The sequence below is a fragment of the Streptomyces sp. NPDC005485 genome (assembly GCF_040606085.1).
GTDB lineage: Bacteria > Actinomycetota > Actinomycetes > Streptomycetales > Streptomycetaceae > Streptomyces.
Window position 1 is genome coordinate 1 of sequence record NZ_JBEXDZ010000087.1, and the last position, 19,690, is coordinate 19,690.

Here is a 19,690-nt window from a genome sequence, read left to right on the forward strand (position 1 = left end):
CCCCGACCGGGACCGGCGGCGACGCGGGCACCGGCGGCCGGCCCGGCGGCATGGGCGGTGGTGGCGGCGGTATGGGCGGCGGCGCGAGCACCGAGCTGATCGCGTACCTGAAGAAGCACCGGGACGGCGCCAAGTGGCTGCTCGCGGTGTCCAATTCGCAGTCCGCCGCGCAGCTCGTCCTGGCGAGCAAGGAGCCCGTCATCTCCATGTGGGGCTTCACCGGCTCCGACAAGGCGATGACCGTCGCCAAGCTCAAGGAGCTGGTGAAGAAGGGCGAACTCCACTACATCCAGGTCGGCGGCTCGGGCATGGGCGGCGGCGGCATGGGCGGCGGCAACAGCGTCAGCTCGGCGGTCACGGCCTGGGTCCAGAAGCACGGCACGGTGGTGAAGGAGAGCGCGTACAGCGGCAGTACGGCATCGAACTCGTCGTCCGCGTCCTCCGATTCGGCCTCGCAGAGCAGCCGGTCGACGATCTACCGCTTGGACGCGTCGGACGCCGGCTGACACAGCCGCCGCCGAACGGCCCCTGACCGACCGGTCAGGGGCCGTTCCGGCAGGTCAACTCGCGTAGACAAGGGGCAAATTGTCGGACCAGGTCACCTGATCGACATGTTGAGTTTATTTACAGGGGCTCATGTCCATGTCACGCTCCCGATTGCCCGCTCCATTCAACACGCGTAGATCGGACACCCCCACATGCCCGTGAGATCCATACGCCGCTGGAAGTCGGTCGCGCTGACCGTCTCGGCCGTGCTGGTCGGCCTCACCGCTCCGGCACTGACCGCATCCCCCGCTGCGGCCACGACGACCTCGTACGACTCGACGTACTACAAGAACGCGGTCGGCAAGACCGGCACGAGCCTCAAGTCCTCGCTGCACACGATCATCAGCAGCCAGACGAAGATCTCGTACTCCGCCGTCTGGAACGCGCTCAAGGTCACCGACCAGGACCCGAACAACAGCAGCAACGTGATCCTGCTGTACAGCGGTGTCTCGCGCAGCAAGTCCCTCAACGGCGGCGACGTCGGCGACTGGAACCGCGAGCACGTGTGGGCCAAGTCCCACGGCGACTTCGGCGAGGTGACCGGTCCCGGCACCGACCTGCACCACCTGCGCCCCGCGGACGTCACGGTCAACAGCATCCGCGGCAACCTGGACTTCGACAACGGCGGCAGCGCGGTCTCGGGCGGCGGCGGCAGCCTCAAGGACTCCGACTCCTTCGAGCCGCGCGACGCCGACAAGGGCGACGTGGCCCGCATGATCCTCTACATGGCGGTCCGCTACGACGGCGGCGACGGCTTCGCCGACCTGGAGCCCAACGAGCAGGTCAACAACGGCAGCAACCCGTACATCGGGAAGCTCTCCGTCCTCAAGGAGTGGAACGACGAGGACCCGCCGAGCGCCTTCGAGGAGAACCGCAACCAGGTCATCTACGACACCTACCAGCACAACCGCAACCCGTTCATCGACCACCCGGAGTGGGTCGACGCGATCTGGTAGGCCGAGCAGCGCATACGACTGAACTCCCCGTCACGTACGGGGAGTTCAGTTGTTTTAGGTGCTCAGCCCAGATGCGTCGGCGCGAACATCCGCAGCAGCGCCGGAAGGACGACCACCGAGGGCCCCGGTGCCGCCAGCGCCTTCGCCAGGTCCGCCTCCAGGGCCGAAGGCGTCGTCCGCACCCCCGGCACCCCGAAGGACTCCGCGAGGGCCACGTAGTCCGGGCGGGCGAGTTCCGTGGCGGTGGCCTCGCCGAAGGTGTCGGTCATGTACTCGCGCAGGATGCCGTAGCCGCCGTCGTCGACGATCAGCCAGGTGACGTTCAGGTCGTACTGTCGGGCCGTCGCCAGCTCGGCGATCGAGTACAGGGCGCCGCCGTCGCCGGAGACCGCGAGGACGGGCCGGGTCGGGTCGGCCGCCGCCGCGCCGAGCGCCGCAGGGAAGCCGTAGCCGAGGCCGCCCGCGCCCTGGGCGGAGTGCATGCGGTTGGGGCCCTTGGCGTCGAAGGCCGACCACGCCCAGTACGCCAGGATCGTCATGTCCCAGAAGGACGGGGAGTCGGACGGCAGCGCCCGGCGGACCGACGCCAACACGTCCTGTTCCAGGGTGAGTTCCTGGGCCGCGATGCGTGCCCTGACCAGCGACAGCACGGTGCGGACGCGGTCCGCGGCCGTGTCGTCCGCGCGGGCGTCCACCGTCTCCAGCAGGGCCTGGAGTGCGAGCCGCGCGTCGGCGTGGATGCCCAGGGCCGGGTGGTTGGACTCCAGTTTGCCGAGGTCCGCCTCGATCTGGATGACGCGGCCGCGGGGCTTGAACGTGTGGTAGTTGGAGGAGAGTTCGCCGAGGCCGGAGCCGATGACGAGCAGGACGTCCGCGTCCTCCAGGAAGTCCGTCGTGTGGCGGTCCTCCAGCCAGGACTGCAGGGAGAGGGGGTGCTCCCAGGGGAAGGCGCCCTTGCCGCCGGGGGTCGTGACGACGGGGGCGTTCAGCCGTTCGGCGAGCCGGCGGAGCTTGCCGGACGCGTCGGCACGTACCACTCCGCCGCCCGCGATGATCGCCGGGCGGGCGGCCTTGGAGAGCAGGCCGGCGGCCACCGCGGTCAGTTCGGGGCGCGGGGGCAGCTCCTCGGGGAAGGCGTCGCCGCCCGTCACCACGGGGATCGACGTCTCGGCGAGCAGCACGTCCTGCGGGATCTCCACCCACACCGGTCCGTGCGGTGCCGAGAGCGCCGACTTCCAGGCCGCCTCGATCGCCGAGGGGATCTGGGACTGGGCGCGGACGGTGTGGACCGACTTGACCACTCCCCTGAACGAGGCTGCCTGGTCGGGGAGTTCGTGCAGATAGCCGTGGCGCCCGCCGCCCAGACCGGCCGTCGGGACCTGGCTGCTGATCGGCAGCACCGGCGCCGAGGCGGCCGCCGCCTCCTGGAGGGCTGCCAGCGAGGTCAGTGCCCCCGGCCCCGTCGACAGCAGCAACGGGGCCGCCTCGCCGGTGATCCTGCCGTACGCGTCCGCCGCGAACCCCGCGTTGTTCTCGACGCGCAGGCCGACGTACCTCAGGTCCGAGCGGCGCAGCGCGTCGAACATGCCCAGCGCGTGCTGGCCGGGCAGGCCGAAGACGGTCGTCGCGCCGAGCCCGGCCAGGGTCTCCACGACCAGGTCTCCGCCGTTGCGGCCGGGGGGAGGGTTCAGCGCGGCCTCCGTCTGGGCGGCGGTCGGACGGAGCACCAGGTCGTGGTCGTGGGTCACTTCGCGCGCGCCTCAGCAATCTGACGGGACATGATCGTGGTCAGTTCGTACGCCGTGTGGGATGCCGCCACCGCCGTGATCTCCGCGTGATCGTACGCGGGGGCCACCTCGACGACGTCCGCCGAGACCAGGTTGCAGGACGCCAGCCCGCGCAGGATCTCCAGGAGTTCGCGGGAGGTCATGCCGCCGGCCTCGGGCGTACCCGTGCCGGGAGCGTGCGCCGGGTCGAGGCAGTCGATGTCGATGGAGATGTACAGCGGGCGGTCGCCGATGCGCTGGCGGAGCTGGTCGGCGACCTCGTCGGCGCCGCGGCGGTAGATGTCCGCCGAGGTGACGATGCCGAAGCCCATCTTCTCGTCGTCGGTGAGGTCCTGCTTGCCGTACAGCGGGCCGCGCGTGCCGACGTGCGAGAGGGCCGAGGTGTCGAGGATGCCCTCCTCGACGGCGCGGCGGAACGGCGTGCCGTGCGTGTACTCGGCGCCGAAGTACGTGTCCCAGGTGTCGAGGTGGGCGTCGAAGTGGAGCAGCGCGACCGGGCCGTGCTTCTTCGCGACCGAGCGCAGCAGCGGCAGCGCGATGGTGTGGTCGCCGCCGAGGGTCATCAACCGGGCGCCGGTGGCGAGCAGTTCGTCGGCGGCGGCCTCGACGGTCTCGACGGCCTCGTTGATGTTGAACGGGTTCGCCGCGATGTCACCCGCGTCGGCGACCTGGGCGAGCGCGAAGGGCGAGGCGTCCTGCGCCGGGTTGTACGGGCGCAGGAGCCGCGAGGCCTCCCGGATGGCGTTGCCGCCGAAGCGGGCCCCCGGCCGGTACGAGACGCCGGAGTCGAACGGAACGCCCACGACCGCGACATCGGCGGTGCCGACCTCGTCGAGGCGGGGCAGCCGGGCGAAGGTCGCGGGGCCGGCGTACCGCGGGATGCGGGACGAGTCGACGGGTCCGCGGGGCGTCTCGTTGCTGGTCATGGGGTGCTGCCTTCTTTCCTACGCCTCATCGCGTATGCACATCTATGCACTGCTTTGCACTTCTATAAAGCTGTATGGAGTTGTACGGAGTCATATGGGGTGACTGGGTACGACTCTACTGGTGAGCCGGGACCGGTTCGGACACAGGTTCGCAGGCGCCCCGGCCCGCGAGGCGCTCGCGCCAGGCCGCGAGGAGCGCCGGGTCCGTGGCCGGTGTGGCCAGGGAGACGGCGACGTACACCGCGAGCGAGGCCGCCAGCCCGTAGTACACGGGCTCGTTCGCGAGGATGCCGTAGCCCGCCATCAGACCGATGACGGCGAGACCGCCGACCACGACGGCGGCGAGCGCGCCCTGCGCGGTGCCGCGCTTCCACAGCAGGCCGCCGAGGATGGGGACGAGGAGTCCACCGACGAGCAGGTTGTACGCGACGGTGAGCGCCTCGACCACGTTGTTGAGGGCGATCGCCGTACCGATCACCGCGATGCCCATGACCAGGATGAAGGCACGGTTGCCGCGCACCTCGTCGTGGTCGTCGCCGCCGCCGCTGTCGCGGGACACGGCTCCCCGCAGCCGCGACCAGATGTCGTTGTTGGCGACGGTGGCACAGGCGATGAGCGCGCCGGAGGACGTCGACATCACGGCCGCGAGGGCGGCTGCGAGCACCAACCCCCTTACGCCGACCGGCAGTTCGTCCTTGACGATGGTCGCGAAGGCGGCATCGGCGCTGGGCAGCTTCGGGTAGAGGACCTTGGCCGCCGTGCCGATGACGGCGCCGGCGAGGGCGTACACGAGGCAGTAGGTGCCCGCGACCGTGCCGCCCCACCTGGCCGTGGTGTCGCTGCGCGCGGTGAACACGCGCTGCCAGATGTCCTGCCCGATGAGCATGCCGAACGTGTAGATCAGCACATAGGTGAAGATCGTCTCGCCGCCGATGCCCAGCGGGTCGAAGTACGTGGTGGGCAGCTTGGCCTTCATCTCGCCGAAGCCGCCCGCCTTGACGACGGCGATGGGCAGCAGCAGGAGCAGCACCCCGATCGTCTTCACCACGAACTGCACCATGTCCGTCAGCGTGATCGACCACATGCCGCCGAGCGTCGAGTACGCGACGACGATCGAGCCGCCGAGGATGATCGCGAGCGTGCGGTTCATGTCGAAGAGGACGTCGAAGATCGTGGCGTACGCGATGGTGGACGTCACCGCGAGCATGAGGGTGTACGCCCACATGACGACGCCGGAGATGACCCCAGCCCGGCCGCCGTACCGCAGATCCAGCATCTCGGAGACGGTGTAGACCTTCAGACGGGCGATGCGGGCGGAGAAGAAGACGGACAGGGCGAGCAGCCCGAGGCCGATGGTGAAGACCATCCAGGCGCCGGACAGTCCGTACTGGTATCCGAGCCCGACACCGCCGATGGTGGACGCGCCACCGAGGACGATCGCGGCCATGGTGCCGGAGTACATCGCGGGACCGAGGCGGCGGCCGGCCACCAGGAACTCGCTCTTGGACCTGGCGCGGCGCATGCCCCACCAGCCCATGGCCAGCATGCCGGCCAGATAGATGACGATCACTGCGTAGTCGACGGCCATGTCGGACCCTCCTTCGCGCACTCCCGGTGGCGGCTGATGGGCACTGACACTAGGTGGCCGCAAAGCGACTCTGAAGTGTACGTTTCATCCACTTGAACAGCTCGGGATGGAAGGAACGTCCACCATGCCGGAAGCATCCGCCTCACCAGTCCCTCAGGTCCCGCCCCTCCCCCCGGTTCCGCCGACGCCGCCCGTACGGATCGAGGCGCTGCTGGCCCGCGAGGACCTGGGCCTGCGCCGGATCGCGGGCCCCGTCGACCACGACGCGGTGATCCACTGGGCGCACACGTCGGAGATGGCGGACCCGTACCCGTATCTGCTGGGCGGCGAGCTGCTGCTGACCGCGGGGGTGCACATCCCGGAGGCGGCCGGCTCGGGCACCTACTTCGACGACTACGTCTCCCGGATCGTCGAGGCGGGCGGCGCGGCCCTCGGCTTCGGCCTGGCGCCGGTCCACGACACGGTGCCGAGGGCGCTGGTGGTGGCCTGCGACGACCACGGGCTCCCGCTGCTGGAGGTGCCGCCCCGGACGACGTTCTCGGGCGTGGCCCGTGCCGTCTGGCAGCTCATGGCCCAGGCCCGGCACACGGAACTGCGCCGGGTGACGGAGGCCCAGCAGAGCCTGGCCGCGGCGGCGGCCCGCCCGGACCCGGTGTCCGCCGTGCTGCGGCAGCTCGCCCGGCGGGTGGGCGGCTGGTCGGTGCTCCACGGGCCGGACGGAGCGGAGCTGAGGCGGGCGGGCAAGGAACCCGGAGCGGGTGTGACCCGGTCACTGGCCGCGCTGGTGGGTGTCGTACGCCCCGAGGGGGGCCGGGGGCCCTCCTCCGCCACCGACACCGTCGACGGCACCCATCTCTCCGCCTACGCCCTCGGCGCCGGGCAGGGCTTCGTCCTCGGCGTCGCGGCCCCGCACCGCGACCCCGGCGACCACACCATCGCCTCCGTGGCGGCCGTCCTGCTCTCGCTGCTCACCGGGGAGCACCAGAGCGCGACGGGGGCGGCGCGTTCGTCGGCTCTTGTACGGCTGCTGCTGGGCGCCGCGCCCGAGGACGTGGCCCCGCTGCTGGGCGGCAGGCGGTGGATCGTCGTGCACGCGCGGCCGGCCCGGGAAGGGGGCGGGCCCGCGCCGGACGCTGTCGCCGCGTCCGCGCTGGGTGCGGCGCTGGGTTCCGCGCTCGTCGACGCGGGCCGCGACGTCGTACGGGTCCTCGTCCCGGCCGAGCGGGAACCGGCGGCGCAGCCGGGCTGGACCCTCGGCGTGAGCACGGCGGTCAACCCGCGCGACTGGGCCGCCGCCGACACCCGGGCGGCCCGCGCGCTGGCCCGCGCCCGCGCCACCCGTTCACCCCTGGTCCGGCACGGCGAACGACCGGCGCTCGCCGACCTCGTCCCGCCCGCCGAGGCCGAGGCCCACGCCCGCGCCCTCCTCGCCCCGCTGGCGGGGACCCCCGCACTCCCCGAGACGCTGCGCACCTGGCTCTCCCTGCACGGCAGTTGGGACCGCACGGCGGTGGCACTGTCGGTGCACCGCAACACGGTCCGGCAGCGCATCGCGCGGTGCGGTGCGCTGCTGGGGACGGACCTGGACGACCCGGATGTGCGGATGGAGTTGTGGTTCGCGTTGCGGGAGGGGTGAGGGTGAGGGGCATATGACGCCGCAGGGTGGGCGGGCGCGGCCCCCATACCCCCACGTGACGCACATCCCAGGCTTCGGGACAGCGCCGCCCGCGGCGACCCGCACCGGCACAATGGGAACCATGCCGATATCCGGGATCCCCAGCCGCGCCGCGCTCGTCGACCACCTCGTACAGACGCGTATCGCGGGCGACGTGGCCACACCTCGCGAGAACAACCTCTCCCACTACCGCAAGCTCGCGAACGGCGACCGCAACTTCTGGCTCGGCCTGGAACTCGGCGACCGCTGGAAGGACGAGCAGGACGTCCTCGCGGTGATGGCGGAGCGCTGCGGTGTGAACGACGACCCGGAGTACCGCTACGGACAGGACAGCATCGACCCCGACCTGACGGTCGACGCCCTGGAGCGGATGGCGGCCCGGCTGCGCAAGGCGGCCGCGGGCAAGGAACGGGTGCTCTTCGCCACCGGTCACCCCGGCGGCCTCCTCGACGTGCACCGCGCCACGGCCGGGGCCCTGCGCGCGGCGGGCTGCGAGATCGTCGCGATCCCGGAGGGCCTGCAGACCGACGAGGGATACGTCGTCCAGTTCGCGGACGTGTCGGTCCTGGAGCACGGCGCCACGCTGTGGCACACCCACTCCGGCGAGCCGATGCGCCAGATCCTCACCGGCCTGGACCGCGAGGGCCGTCCGCTGCCCGACCTGGTCGTCGCCGACCACGGCTGGGCGGGCTGCGCGGGCCAGCTCGGCGTCGACTCCATGGGCTACGCCGACTGCAACGACCCGGCCCTCTTCCTCGCCGAGGCCGAGGGCACCGTACAGGTGACGGTCCCCCTCGACGACCACGTCAAGAGCCCCCGCTACTACGACCCGATGACGGCGTATCTGCTGGACGCGGCGGGGCTCGCCCAGGGGGTGTTCTGAAAGTCCTGTGGGGTGCTGTTGCTGTGCGGGACTTTCAGAACACCCCCTGGATCCTGCTCGGCCGGACAGGCCTCAGATCCCGGCGATCGACCGCGGTGCCCGTTCGGTCCGTGCGAGCCCGCGCAGGACGTTCACCGTGCCGTGCCGTCGTACGGCCAGCCGTGCCAGCAGTTCCACCACCGGTGCGGTGACGTGCTCCGGGAAGTCGGGGCCCGGGAAGCCCGCGCTGTACGCCAAGTCGTCGGTGTGGACGACGAGTTCGAGCAACCGGGTGAGCAGGAGGTCGTCGAGTTCGAGGGACCAGTCGCCCCAGGACGGCATGCGGACAGGGCGTCCGGCGGGCACCTGCGGCAGTTGGTCCCGCAGTCGGCCGGCCGCTTCCCGGACACGCGCCGCGAGCCGCTCGGGCCCGTCGGCCGCGGTGGCCTCGCCGCCCTGCCGGATACGGACGTTGACCGCGTCGTCCACTCCGGCGTCCACCCAGGTCACCCGCGCGAGGTAGTACTCGCGCAGCGAGACCACCGGCTCCGTCGGCACGGGCTTCGCCAGCAGTTCCGGGAGGGCCGTCACCTGCCAGGAGAGGTGCCCGGCGAGGCCTCCGACACTGAAGTCCCGCAGCGCGCCGGGCTTCCCCCAGTCCGCGGCGACGGCGGGCTCGTCAAGCAGTACGGCGACTGTCTCCGCGGCCTCGGTGAACGCCTCCCGGATCCGTTCGCCCCGCCAGTTCCACGTCTCGTCCACCCCGGCCATGCCCGCCCCCTCGTGTCCAAGCTCCCGTGTCGGGATCCTCGCACGCGTAGCCCTCCGCCCACTGGTCCACTTCACACAAAGTGGACCAAGGGCCAGGGTGAGCCCCCGTCGCCACGCATGTCCCGGCGTCGGGTCCAGGCACGCGCCGTTCACCGAGGAACGCGGACGACACCCTCCTGGATGACCGAAATGGCCAGCCGCCCGTCCTGCGTGTAGATCCGGGCCTGGCCGAGGCCGCGCCCGCCGGACGCGGACGGTGACTCCTGGTCGTACAGGAGCCACTCGTCGGCGCGGAAGGGCCGGTGGAACCACATCGCGTGGTCGAGCGAGGCGCCGACGACGTCGCCGGTGACCCAGCCGCCGCGGCCGTGCGCGAGGAGCACGGAGTCGAGGAGGGTCATGTCGGAGACGTACGTGGCGAGGCAGACGTGCAGCAGCGGGTCGTCGGCGAGCTTGCCGTTGGTGCGGAACCACACCTGGGAGTGGGGTTCGCGGGCCTCGCCGACCGTGCCGTACGGCGGCGCGTCGACGTAGCGCAGGTCGACGGCCTCGCGGGCTTCGAGGAGCCGCTCGGTGACGCCCGGGTCGGTGAAGAGGTGGGCGTAGCGCGGCAGCAGCTCTGCCGCGGTCGGGAGCGTCTCGGGGTCGGGCGCGGGCGGCATGTCCGCCTGGTGCTCCATGCCCTCCTCGTACGTCTGGAAGGACGCGGAGAGGTGGAAGATGGGCTGTCCGTGCTGGACGGCGACGACGCGGCGCGTGGTGAAGGAGCGCCCGTCTCGGATGCGGTCCACCGAGTAGACGATGGGCGCCCCCGGGTCCCCGGCGCGCAGGAAGTACGCGTGCAGGGAGTGCGCGAGCCGGTCCTCGGGGACCGTGCGCCCGGCGGCGACCAGCGCCTGGGCCGCGACCTGGCCGCCGAAGACGCGGGGGACGACGGCGGAGCGGGACTCGCCGCGGAAGATGTCCCGCTCGATCTGCTCCAGGTCGAGCAGATCGAGCAGGGACTCAAGTGCCTGACTCATGCGTCAGTTGTACCGCGCAGTTGTTCCTGTGATCTTCCGCGGGCCTTACAGGCCCATGTCCTTCGCGATGATCGTCTTCATGATCTCGCTGGTGCCGCCGTAGATGCGGTTGACGCGGTTGTCCGCGTACAGGCGGGCGATCGGGTACTCGTTCATGAAGCCGTAGCCGCCGTGCAGCTGGAGGCAGCGGTCGATGACGCGGTGCGCGACCTCGGTGCAGAACAGCTTGGCGCTGGCGGCCTCGGCGGGAGTGAGCTCGCCCGCGTCGAGGGCCTCCAGCGCGCGGTCGGCGACGGCCTCGGCGGCGTCCACCTCGGCCTGGCAGGCGGCCAGCTCGAACTTGGTGTTCTGGAAGGACGCGACGGGCTTGCCGAAGACGGTGCGCTCCTGCACGTACTCCTTGGCGAACCGGACGGCGGCCTTGGCCTGCGCGTACGCGCCGAAGGCGATGCCCCAGCGCTCGGAGGCGAGGTTGTGGCCGAGGTAGTAGAAGCCCTTGTTCTCCTCGCCGAGGAGGTCCTCGACGGGGACCTTCACGTCGACGAACGCCAGCTCGGCGGTGTCGGAGGTCTTCAGGCCGAGCTTGTCGAGCTTGCGGCCGATGGAGTAGCCCTCGGACTTGGTGTCCACGGCGAAGAGGGAGATGCCGTGGCGGCGGTCCTCGGCCGACGGGGCGTCGGTGCGGGCGCAGACGATGACCTTGTCGGCGTGCACGCCGCCGGTGATGAAGGTCTTGGAGCCGTTGAGGACGTAGTGCGTGCCGTCGTCGGACAGCTTCGCGGTGGTCTTCATGCCCGCGAGGTCGGAGCCGGTGCCCGGCTCGGTCATCGCGAGGGCCCACATCTCCTCGCCGGAGACGAACTTCGGCAGGAAGCGCTTCTTCTGCTCGTCGGTGGCGAGCATCTTGATGTACGGCAGGCCGAGCAGCACGTGCACGCCGGAGCCGCCGAACTGGACGCCCGCGCGGGCCGTCTCCTCGTACATCACGGCTTCGAACTTGTACGAGTCGATGCCGGCGCCGCCGAACTCCTCGTCGACGCGGATGCCGAAGACACCCAGCTCGGCGAGCTTGTAGTAGAAGTCGCGCGGCGCCTGGCCGGCTGCGAACCACTCGTCGTAGACCGGAACGACCTCGGCCTCGATGAAGGCGCGCAGGGTCTCCCGGAACGCCTCGTGATCCTCGTTGAACACCGTACGGCGCACCGTTACCTCCACCTGAGTCGTTCCGGGGTCATGTCTAAGCGCTTGCTCAGACAAAGGTTACCGGCCAGTCGCAACACCCGTCCAGAGCAACCACCCCGAGACGCTCGTCACGCTCCGGCGGCCTCGAAGGCCCCACGGGCCATCCGGTGCAGCAGCTCGGCCGTGGCCGCGCGCCCGGGCAGCGAGCCGGGCCGCCCCAGGTGCGGTGTGGAGTTCAGCAGCCCGAAGACCGAGTGCACCGCCGAGCGGGCCGTGGGCTCGGCCAGGCCCGGATAGACCTCACGGACGACCTCCACCCACAGCTCGACGTACTGCCGCTGCAACTGCCGTACGAGCTTGCGGTCGCTGTCGCGCAGGCGGTCCAGCTCGCGGTCGTGCAGGGTGATCAGGGGGCGGTCGTCGAGCGCGAAGTCGATGTGCCCCTCGATGAGCGAGTCGAGGAGGCCCTCAGCGCCCCCCTGCGCCTCCGCGACCCGGCGCTTCCCGCCGGTCAGCAGCTGACCGCTGATGCCGACCAGCAGCTCGGCGAGCATCGCGTCCTTGCCAGGGAAGTGCCGGTACAGACCGGGGCCGCTGATGCCGACGGCCGCCCCTATCTCGTCGACTCCTACGCCATGGAAGCCGCGCTCGGCGAAGAGCCGAGCGGCTTCCTTGAGGATCTGCTCGCGGCGGGTGGGGGCGTCGGTTCTCGTGGCCATGGAAGTAATTCTAGACAGGGAGGTTAGCGCTCGTTAACCTGGAGGAAACGCGTTAACGCTCATTAACATTTATGAGGGGACCGCAGGATGCACGAGGCACCGGAGCTCCACAGCGCGGCGGATCCCGCGTCGGAGGCCTGGCGGGCCAACGAGGCGGCACACCGGGCGCTCGGCGAGGAGCTGCGCGAGAAGCTGAGCGCGGCCCGGCTCGGCGGCGGCGAGCGGGCCCGCGAGCGGCACACCGCGCGCGGGAAGCTGCTGCCGCGCGAGCGGGTGGACGCCCTGCTGGACCCGGGCTCGCCCTTCCTGGAGCTGGCGCCGCTGGCGGCCGACGGGATGTACGACGGGCAGGCACCGGCCGCCGGAGTGATCGCCGGAGTGGGGCGGGTGAGCGGCCGCGAGTGCGTGGTCGTCGCCAATGACGCCACGGTCAAGGGCGGCACCTACTACCCGATGACCGTGAAGAAGCATCTGCGCGCCCAGGAGGTGGCCCTGGAGAACCGCCTCCCCTGTATCTACCTGGTGGACTCCGGGGGCGCGTTCCTGCCGATGCAGGACGAGGTCTTCCCCGACCGCGAGCACTTCGGGCGGATCTTCTACAACCAGGCGCGTATGTCGGGCGCCGGGATCCCGCAGATCGCGGCGGTTCTCGGCTCCTGCACGGCGGGCGGCGCGTATGTCCCGGCGATGAGCGACGAGGCCGTGATCGTGCGGAACCAGGGCACGATCTTCCTCGGCGGCCCGCCCCTGGTGAAGGCCGCCACCGGCGAGGTCGTCACGGCCGAGGAGCTGGGCGGCGGCGAGGTGCACTCCCGGGTCTCCGGCGTCACCGACCACCTCGCGGAGGACGACGCGCACGCGCTGCGGATCGTCCGGAACATCGCGGCCACGCTTCCCGCGCGCGGGGCACTGCCCTGGTCCGTCGAGAGCGCCGTCGAGCCGAAGGTGGACCCAGCCGGGATCTACGGCGCCGTGCCGGTCGACTCCCGCACCCCCTACGACGTACGCGAGGTCATCGCGCGCGTGGTCGACGGCTCGCGCTTCGCCGAGTTCAAGGCGGAGTTCGGGCAGACCCTGGTCACCGGCTTCGCCCGGATCCACGGCCACCCGGTGGGGATCGTCGCCAACAACGGCATCCTGTTCTCCGAGTCCGCCCAGAAGGGCGCCCACTTCATCGAGCTGTGCGACCAGCGCGGCATCCCGCTGGTGTTCCTGCAGAACATCTCCGGGTTCATGGTGGGCCGGCAGTACGAGGCCGGGGGCATCGCCAAGCACGGCGCCAAGATGGTCACGGCCGTCGCCTGCACGCGCGTGCCGAAGCTGACCGTGGTGATCGGCGGGTCGTACGGAGCGGGCAACTACTCGATGTGCGGCCGGGCCTACTCCCCACGCTTCCTGTGGATGTGGCCGGGCGCCAAGATCTCCGTGATGGGCGGCGAGCAGGCCTCCTCCGTCCTCGCGACCGTCAAGCGCGACCAGCTGGAGGGGCGCGGCGAGTCCTGGCCGGCGGAGGACGAAGAGGCCTTCAAGGCGCCGATCCGCACCCAGTACGAGCAGCAGGGCAACGCCTACTACGCGACGGCCCGCCTCTGGGACGACGGCGTGATCGACCCGATGGAGACCCGCCAGGTGCTGGGTCTGGCCCTGACCGCCTGTGCCAACGCGCCACTGGGTGAGCCCCAGTTCGGCGTCTTCCGGATGTGAGGACCCATGTTTGACACAGTGCTCGTCGCCAACCGGGGTGAGATCGCGGTCCGCGTCATCCGCACCCTGCGCGCGCTCGGTGTGCGCTCGGTGGCCGTCTTCTCCGACGCCGACGCGGACGCCCGGCATGTGCGGGAGGCCGACACAGCGGTACGGATCGGTCCGGCGCCGGCGGCCGAAAGCTATCTGTCGGCGCAGCGGCTCCTTGAGGCCGCCGCACGGACGGGCGCGCAGGCGGTCCACCCGGGCTACGGATTCCTCGCGGAGAACGCCGCGTTCGCGCGTGCGTGCACGGAGGCGGGGCTCGTCTTCATCGGGCCGCCCGCCGACGCGATCTCGCTGATGGGCGACAAGATCCGCGCCAAGGAGACGGTGAAGGCGGCCGGGGTCCCGGTGGTACCGGGGTCGAGCGGCAGCGGTCTCACGGACGCCCAACTCGCCGACGCCGCACGGGAGATCGGCATGCCCGTGCTGCTCAAGCCCAGCGCGGGCGGCGGCGGCAAGGGCATGCGGCTGGTGCGCGACGCGGGCGTACTGGCCGATGAGATCGCCGCCGCCCGCCGCGAGGCCCGCGCCTCCTTCGGCGACGACACCCTCCTCGTGGAGCGCTGGGTGGACCGCCCCCGGCACATCGAGATCCAGGTCCTGGCGGACGGCCACGGCAACGTGGTCCACCTGGGCGAGCGCGAATGCTCCCTCCAGCGCCGCCACCAGAAGATCATCGAGGAGGCGCCCAGCGTGCTCCTCGACGACGCCACGCGCGCGGCGATGGGCGAGGCGGCGGTCCAGGCGGCCCGCTCCTGCGGCTACGAGGGCGCGGGCACGGTCGAGTTCATCGTCCCCGGCGGCGACCCCTCCTCGTACTTCTTCATGGAGATGAACACCCGCCTCCAGGTCGAGCACCCGGTGACCGAGCTCATCACCGGCCTGGACCTGGTCGAGTGGCAGCTGCGGGTCGCGGCCGGCGAGCAACTGCCGTACGGGCAGGACGACATCTCTCTCACCGGGCACGCGGTCGAGGCCCGCATCTGTGCCGAGGACCCATCGCGCGGCTTCCTCCCGTCCGGCGGCACGGTGCTCTCCCTGCGCGAACCGCAGGGCGACGGCGTGCGCACCGACTCGGGCCTGACCGAGGGCACGGAGGTCGGTTCGCTCTACGACCCGATGCTGTCCAAGGTGATCGCGTACGGGCCTGATCGGGAGACGGCGCTGAGAAAGCTCCGGGCCGCCCTCGCGGAGACGGTGACGCTGGGCGTGCAGACGAACGCCGGGTTCCTGCGCCGGCTCCTTGCCCATCCGGCGGTCGTGGCAGGCGAGTTGGACACGGGGCTGGTCGAACGGGAGGTGGACGCGCTCGTCACGGACGACGTGCCCGTAGAGGTCTACGCGGCGGCGGCGCTGGCGCGCCAGGCCGCTCTCGTACCCGCGGCCGGCTCCGGCTGGGCCGACCCGTTCGCTGCCGCGGACGGCTGGCGCCTGGGCGGCGAGCGGGCGTGGACGCCGCACCATGTGCGGGTGCCGGGCCACGAGCCGGTCACCGTGCGCGTGCGCAGCACGCCGGACGGCGCGACGGAGCTGCTGCTGCCCGGCGCGGACAAGCCTCTTCGGGGGTCCGGGGGCGCGCCCCCGCGGCCCGGCGCCGAAGGCTGGTTCACCTTCCGGCTCGACGGCGTCCTCCACACCTTCGCCGCCCTGCCGGACGGCACATGGCTCGGCCGCGACGGCGACGCCTGGCACGTGCGCGACCACGACCCCGTGGCCGCCTCGCTGACCGGAGGCGGGGCGAGCGGCGCCGACTCCCTCACCGCGCCGATGCCGGGCACGGTGACCGTGGTGAAGGTCGCCGTCGGTGACGAAGTGACCGCCGGGCAGAGCCTGTTGGTGGTGGAGGCGATGAAGATGGAGCACGTCATCTCCGCGCCGCACGCCGGGACCGTCAGCGAGCTGGACGTCACGCCGGGCACCACGGTCGCCATGGACCAGGTGCTGGCCGTCATCACCCCGCACGAGGAGGCGGAATGACTGTTCAAGGGCTCCCCATGGTCGTACCGGCCGAGGGTCTGCCCGCTCGCGTGCGGATCCACGAGGTCGGCGCCCGCGACGGGCTGCAGAACGAGAAGAGCACCGTCCCGACGGAGGTCAAGGCGGAGTTCGTGCGCCGGCTCGCCGACGCGGGGCTGACCACGATCGAGGCCACCAGCTTCGTGCACCCCAAGTGGGTTCCCCAACTCGCCGACGCCGAGCAGCTGTTCCCGCTCCTCGGCGGCCTTCCGGGCGTGCACCTGCCCGTGCTGGTGCCGAACGAACGCGGCCTGGACCGCGCCCTCGCTCTCGGCGCCCGCCGTGTCGCCGTGTTCGCCAGCGCCACCGAGTCCTTCGCCAAGGCCAACCTGAACCGGACGGTCGACGAGGCGCTCGCCATGTTCGAGCCGGTGGTGGCGCGCGCGAAGTCGCAGGGCGTGCACGTCCGCGGCTATCTCTCGATGTGCTTCGGCGATCCCTGGGAGGGCGCGGTCCCGCTCGCGCAGGTCGTCCACGTCAGCAAGGCCCTGCGGGACATGGGCTGCGACGAGCTGAGCCTCGGCGACACGATCGGCGTCGCCACCCCGGGGCATGTCCTCGCGCTCCTCGCCGCCCTGAACGAGCAGGGCGTGCCCACGAACACGCTCGGCGTGCACTTCCACGACACCTACGGCCAGGCGCTCGCCAACACCCTCGCCGCGCTCCAGCACGGCGTGCACACCGTGGACGCCTCCGCAGGGGGTCTCGGCGGCTGCCCCTACGCCAAGTCCGCCACCGGCAACCTCGCCACCGAAGACCTCGTGTGGATGCTGCACGGCCTCGGCATCGACACCGGGGTCGACCTCGACCGTCTCACCGCCACCAGCGTGTGGATGGCCGAACAACTGGGCCGACCCAGCCCGTCCCGCACCGTCAAAGCCCTCGGCAAGACGACACCTCCCGACCAGGAGCAGTGACACCCATGGACCACAAGCTCTCACCCGAGCTCGAAGAACTCCGGCGCACCGTCGAGGAGTTCGCGCACGACGTAGTCGCTCCGAAGATCGGCGACCTCTACGAGCGACACGAGTTCCCGTACGAGATCGTGCGGGAGATGGGCCGGATGGGCCTGTTCGGGCTGCCCTTCCCGGAGGAGTACGGCGGCATGGGCGGCGACTACCTCGCGCTCGGCATCGCCCTGGAGGAGCTGGCCCGCGTCGACTCGTCCGTGGCCATCACCCTGGAGGCGGGCGTCTCGCTGGGCGCGATGCCGATCCACCTCTTCGGCACCGACGCGCAGAAGGCCGAGTGGCTGCCGCGCCTGTGCTCGGGCGAGATCCTCGGCGCCTTCGGGCTGACGGAGCCCGACGGCGGCTCCGACGCGGGCGCCACCCGGACGACGGCCCGCCTCGACGCGGACACCAACGAATGGGTGATCAACGGCACCAAGTGCTTCATCACCAACTCGGGCACCGACATCACGGGGCTGGTGACGGTCACGGCGGTCACCGGCCGCAAGCCCGACGGCAAGCCGCTCATCTCCTCGATCATCGTGCCGTCCGGCACCCCGGGCTTCACGGTCGCGGCGCCGTACTCGAAGGTCGGCTGGAACGCGTCGGACACCCGTGAGCTGTCCTTCGCCGACGTGCGCGTCCCGGCGGCGAACCTGCTCGGCGCGGAGGGCCGCGGCTACGCGCAGTTCCTGCGGATCCTCGACGAGGGCCGCATCGCCATCTCGGCGCTCGCCACCGGGCTCGCGCAGGGCTGTGTGGACGAGTCGGTGAAGTACGCCAAGGAGCGGCATGCGTTCGGGCGGAACATCGGGGCGTACCAGGCGATCCAGTTCAAGATCGCGGACATGGAGATGAAGGCGCACATGGCCCGCGTCGGCTGGCGCGACGCCGCGTCCCGGCTGGTCGCCGGCGAGCCCTTCAAGAAGGAGGCGGCGATCGCCAAGCTCTACTCCTCCACGGTCGCCGTCGACAACGCCCGCGACGCCACGCAGGTGCACGGCGGCTACGGCTTCATGAACGAGTACCCGGTGGCCCGTATGTGGCGCGACTCCAAGATCCTGGAGATCGGCGAGGGCACGAGTGAGGTCCAGCGGATGCTGATCGCCCGGGAGTTGGGGCTCACCGGCTGAGCTCGACATCGTGCTTCGCGGCTCCCGGGCAGGCCCGGGAGCCGCGAAGCAGCCGGGCGCACAGCGCCCGCCGGACCGTCAGGTCTGGTCGGAGCGCAGCCAGTCCCTGCAGTAGTTCAGCTCGGTGCCGCCCTCGAAGGTGGCGACCTCGATACCGACGTCGTACATGCCCGGGGAGTAGCCGGCCGTGGTGGTCAGGGTCAGGCTCTCGTCGTACCCGTCGTAGTTGTGGTGCCACGGCCAGGGGGTGAGCACCCCGCCGCCGTCGTTCTTGGCGATCAGACGGATGGCCACGTGGTGGCCGTCCGCCTTTGCGTCGTAGACGGACAGGATGACGCCGAGGCTCGTCGCACCGCTGGACCAGCCGTTGATCGTGCCGGCGCCCGACGCCGACGAGGTGTCGCAGTACAGCGTGTACGACGTCGCGGAAGCCGGCGCGGCCGCCATTCCCACGGTCAGTGCGGCCCCCGCGACCGCCACTGCGAGCCCCTGCTTGCTTCTACCCACGTTCCACCCCTGGCCCTGCGGTCGATCAACTCATGCTGTTCGAGAGTTGCTGCAGGAACAGTAGGGACGGCAATGAAGATCGGCAACTGACAACCGGAAGCCCACATGGTGACGCAGACGCGGCTGATTCGGGCAGCCGAACCCGGCTGACGCCCCGCCCCCTGGACAAGAGCTGAGGTTAGGCTAACCTACCTTCGAACTTGTCCGGCGGGCGTTACGCCCCGTGCCGAAAGCAGTCACACTCATGTCCAACGCCCGTGCCACCCACCTCACCCGTCGCGGCATTCTCGCCGCGGGCGGCGCCCTCGGCCTCGGTGCCGTGCTCGCCGCCTGCGGGGACGACGACGCGAAAAGCGGTGGCTCGGACTCGACGGCGGCCGCGAAGTCCGGTCCCTGGACGTTCAAGGACGACCGCGGCAAGACGGTGAAGCTGGACAAGGTCCCGGCGAACATCGTCGCCTTCACCGGCGTCGCCGCCGCGCTCTTCGACTACGGCGTCTCGGTCAAGGGCGTGTTCGGCCCGACGAAGACCAAGGACGGCAAGGCCGATGTCCAGGCCGGCGACATGGACATCAGCAAAGTGACGATCCTCGGCAACCAGTGGGACCAGTTCAACGTCGAGAAGTACGCCGCCCTCGCGCCCGACGTGCTCCTCAGCACCACGTTCGACTCCAAGGGCACCCTCTGGTACGTCCCCGAGACGTCCAAGGACAAGATCGCCAAACTCGCCCCGAGCGTCGCCGTCTCCGTCTTCGACCGACAGCTGACCGAGCCGCTGGAGCGCATGTACGCGCTCGCCGGGTCGCTCGGCGCGGACCTGAAGGCCGACAAGGTCGTCCAGGCGAAGAAGAAGTTCGAGGCGGCCGCCGCCCGGCTGCGCAAGGCCGCCAAGGCCCACCCCGACATCAAGGTGATGGCCGGTTCGGCGAGCGCGGAACTCTTCTACGTCTCCGGCTCGAACCTCTCCATCGACCTGGAGTACTTCAAGTCGCTCGGCGTGAACTTCGTCGAGCCCTCGGAGGCCGCGAAGAAGGCCACGGGCGGCTGGTTCGAGTCCCTGAGCTGGGAGAACGTCGACAAGTACAAGGCCGACATCATCATGATGGACGACCGTTCCTCGACCATCCAGCCCGCCGACATCGACAAGGCGACCTGGAAGAAGCTGCCCGCCGTCAAGGCCGGCCAGGTCATCGCGCGCTCCCCCGAGCCGATCCTGTCCTACGACAAGTGCACCCCGCTGCTCGACAACCTCGCCGAGGCCATCGAGAACGCGAAGAAGGTCAGCTGACCCGCAAACCCAG

General features: G+C 70.9%; 16 protein-coding genes and 1 pseudogene. 9 read left to right on the forward strand and 8 right to left on the reverse strand.

Annotated elements, in window-relative coordinates; all coding sequences use genetic code 11:
- Window positions 1–506: pseudogene (locus tag ABZS97_RS26300) on the forward strand (hypothetical protein); the annotation flags it as partial.
- A 192-nt stretch (window positions 507–698) separates the two neighbouring features.
- Window positions 699–1,502, forward strand: a complete 804-nt coding sequence (locus tag ABZS97_RS26305; RefSeq protein ID WP_356141154.1) for an endonuclease — start codon at window positions 699–701, stop codon at window positions 1,500–1,502.
- A gap of 62 nt (window positions 1,503–1,564) precedes the next feature.
- On the opposite strand, the gene ABZS97_RS26310 is transcribed toward ABZS97_RS26305, so the two are convergent.
- The 3 genes from ABZS97_RS26310 to ABZS97_RS26320 all read right to left on the reverse strand — a co-directional run bounded on the left by ABZS97_RS26310 (window position 1,565) and on the right by ABZS97_RS26320 (window position 5,803).
- A complete protein-coding gene (locus tag ABZS97_RS26310) occupies window positions 1,565–3,250 on the reverse strand; it encodes a thiamine pyrophosphate-binding protein (protein WP_356141156.1) in 1,686 nt (561 codons plus the stop codon).
- Window positions 3,247–4,215 carry an agmatinase gene (gene speB / locus ABZS97_RS26315; protein ID WP_356141158.1) on the reverse strand — a complete coding sequence of 323 codons (969 nt, stop codon included), beginning with the start codon at window positions 4,213–4,215 and terminating at the stop codon, window positions 3,247–3,249. Before speB ends, ABZS97_RS26310 begins: the two co-directional genes overlap by 4 nt.
- A gap of 115 nt (window positions 4,216–4,330) precedes the next feature.
- A complete protein-coding gene (locus ABZS97_RS26320) occupies window positions 4,331–5,803 on the reverse strand; it encodes a sodium:solute symporter (protein WP_356141160.1) in 1,473 nt (490 codons plus the stop codon).
- Window positions 5,804–5,927: 124 nt separating this feature from the next.
- Between ABZS97_RS26320 and ABZS97_RS26325 the strand changes: the two genes are divergently transcribed.
- Both ABZS97_RS26325 and ABZS97_RS26330 read left to right on the forward strand, forming a co-directional pair.
- On the forward strand, window positions 5,928–7,439 hold the full coding sequence (locus ABZS97_RS26325) for a PucR family transcriptional regulator (RefSeq protein ID WP_356141162.1): 1,512 nt from the start codon (window positions 5,928–5,930) through the stop codon (window positions 7,437–7,439).
- Window positions 7,440–7,560: 121 nt separating this feature from the next.
- Window positions 7,561–8,361, forward strand: coding sequence for a phosphatase (locus ABZS97_RS26330; RefSeq protein WP_356141164.1), 801 nt, complete (start codon window positions 7,561–7,563; stop codon window positions 8,359–8,361).
- Window positions 8,362–8,433: 72 nt separating this feature from the next.
- Here the strand turns inward: ABZS97_RS26330 and ABZS97_RS26335 are convergent, their stop codons facing one another.
- The 4 genes from ABZS97_RS26335 to ABZS97_RS26350 form a co-directional block, all read right to left on the reverse strand.
- Window positions 8,434–9,111, reverse strand: a complete 678-nt coding sequence (locus tag ABZS97_RS26335) for a maleylpyruvate isomerase N-terminal domain-containing protein (RefSeq protein WP_356141166.1) — start codon at window positions 9,109–9,111, stop codon at window positions 8,434–8,436.
- A gap of 149 nt (window positions 9,112–9,260) precedes the next feature.
- On the reverse strand, window positions 9,261–10,133 hold the full coding sequence (gene tesB, locus ABZS97_RS26340; protein WP_356141168.1) for an acyl-CoA thioesterase II: 873 nt from the start codon (window positions 10,131–10,133) through the stop codon (window positions 9,261–9,263).
- A 45-nt stretch (window positions 10,134–10,178) separates the two neighbouring features.
- A complete protein-coding gene (locus ABZS97_RS26345; protein ID WP_356141170.1) occupies window positions 10,179–11,336 on the reverse strand; it encodes an acyl-CoA dehydrogenase family protein in 1,158 nt (385 codons plus the stop codon).
- A 107-nt stretch (window positions 11,337–11,443) separates the two neighbouring features.
- Window positions 11,444–12,034 carry a TetR/AcrR family transcriptional regulator gene (locus tag ABZS97_RS26350; RefSeq protein ID WP_356141172.1) on the reverse strand — a complete coding sequence of 197 codons (591 nt, stop codon included), beginning with the start codon at window positions 12,032–12,034 and terminating at the stop codon, window positions 11,444–11,446.
- An 87-nt stretch (window positions 12,035–12,121) separates the two neighbouring features.
- Here ABZS97_RS26350 and ABZS97_RS26355 point away from each other — a divergent pair, with 87 nt between their 5' ends.
- Genes ABZS97_RS26355 through ABZS97_RS26370 form a run of 4 tightly spaced genes read left to right on the forward strand, consistent with a single transcriptional unit; the run spans window position 12,122 to window position 17,882 of the window.
- The gene (locus ABZS97_RS26355) at window positions 12,122–13,738 is read left to right on the forward strand and encodes a carboxyl transferase domain-containing protein (RefSeq protein ID WP_356141174.1); all 1,617 of its coding nucleotides are present in this window, start codon (window positions 12,122–12,124) and stop codon (window positions 13,736–13,738) included.
- Between the two features lie 6 nt (window positions 13,739–13,744).
- Window positions 13,745–15,760 carry an acetyl/propionyl/methylcrotonyl-CoA carboxylase subunit alpha gene (locus ABZS97_RS26360; protein ID WP_356141176.1) on the forward strand — a complete coding sequence of 672 codons (2,016 nt, stop codon included), beginning with the start codon at window positions 13,745–13,747 and terminating at the stop codon, window positions 15,758–15,760.
- Complete coding sequence (locus tag ABZS97_RS26365) at window positions 15,757–16,716, forward strand: hydroxymethylglutaryl-CoA lyase (RefSeq protein WP_356141178.1); 960 nt, start codon at window positions 15,757–15,759, stop codon at window positions 16,714–16,716. Before ABZS97_RS26360 ends, ABZS97_RS26365 begins: the two co-directional genes overlap by 4 nt.
- A 5-nt stretch (window positions 16,717–16,721) precedes the next feature.
- Window positions 16,722–17,882 (forward strand): acyl-CoA dehydrogenase family protein, encoded by a 1,161-nt coding sequence (locus tag ABZS97_RS26370; RefSeq protein ID WP_356141180.1) that lies wholly within the window; start codon window positions 16,722–16,724, stop codon window positions 17,880–17,882.
- 78 nt (window positions 17,883–17,960) lie between these two features.
- Here the strand turns inward: ABZS97_RS26370 and ABZS97_RS26375 are convergent, their stop codons facing one another.
- Window positions 17,961–18,389, reverse strand: a complete 429-nt coding sequence (locus ABZS97_RS26375) for a hypothetical protein (protein WP_356141182.1) — start codon at window positions 18,387–18,389, stop codon at window positions 17,961–17,963.
- A gap of 244 nt (window positions 18,390–18,633) precedes the next feature.
- Here ABZS97_RS26375 and ABZS97_RS26380 point away from each other — a divergent pair, with 244 nt between their 5' ends.
- Window positions 18,634–19,677, forward strand: a complete 1,044-nt coding sequence (locus ABZS97_RS26380; protein WP_356141184.1) for an ABC transporter substrate-binding protein — start codon at window positions 18,634–18,636, stop codon at window positions 19,675–19,677.
- Window positions 19,678–19,690 lie beyond the last annotated feature (13 nt).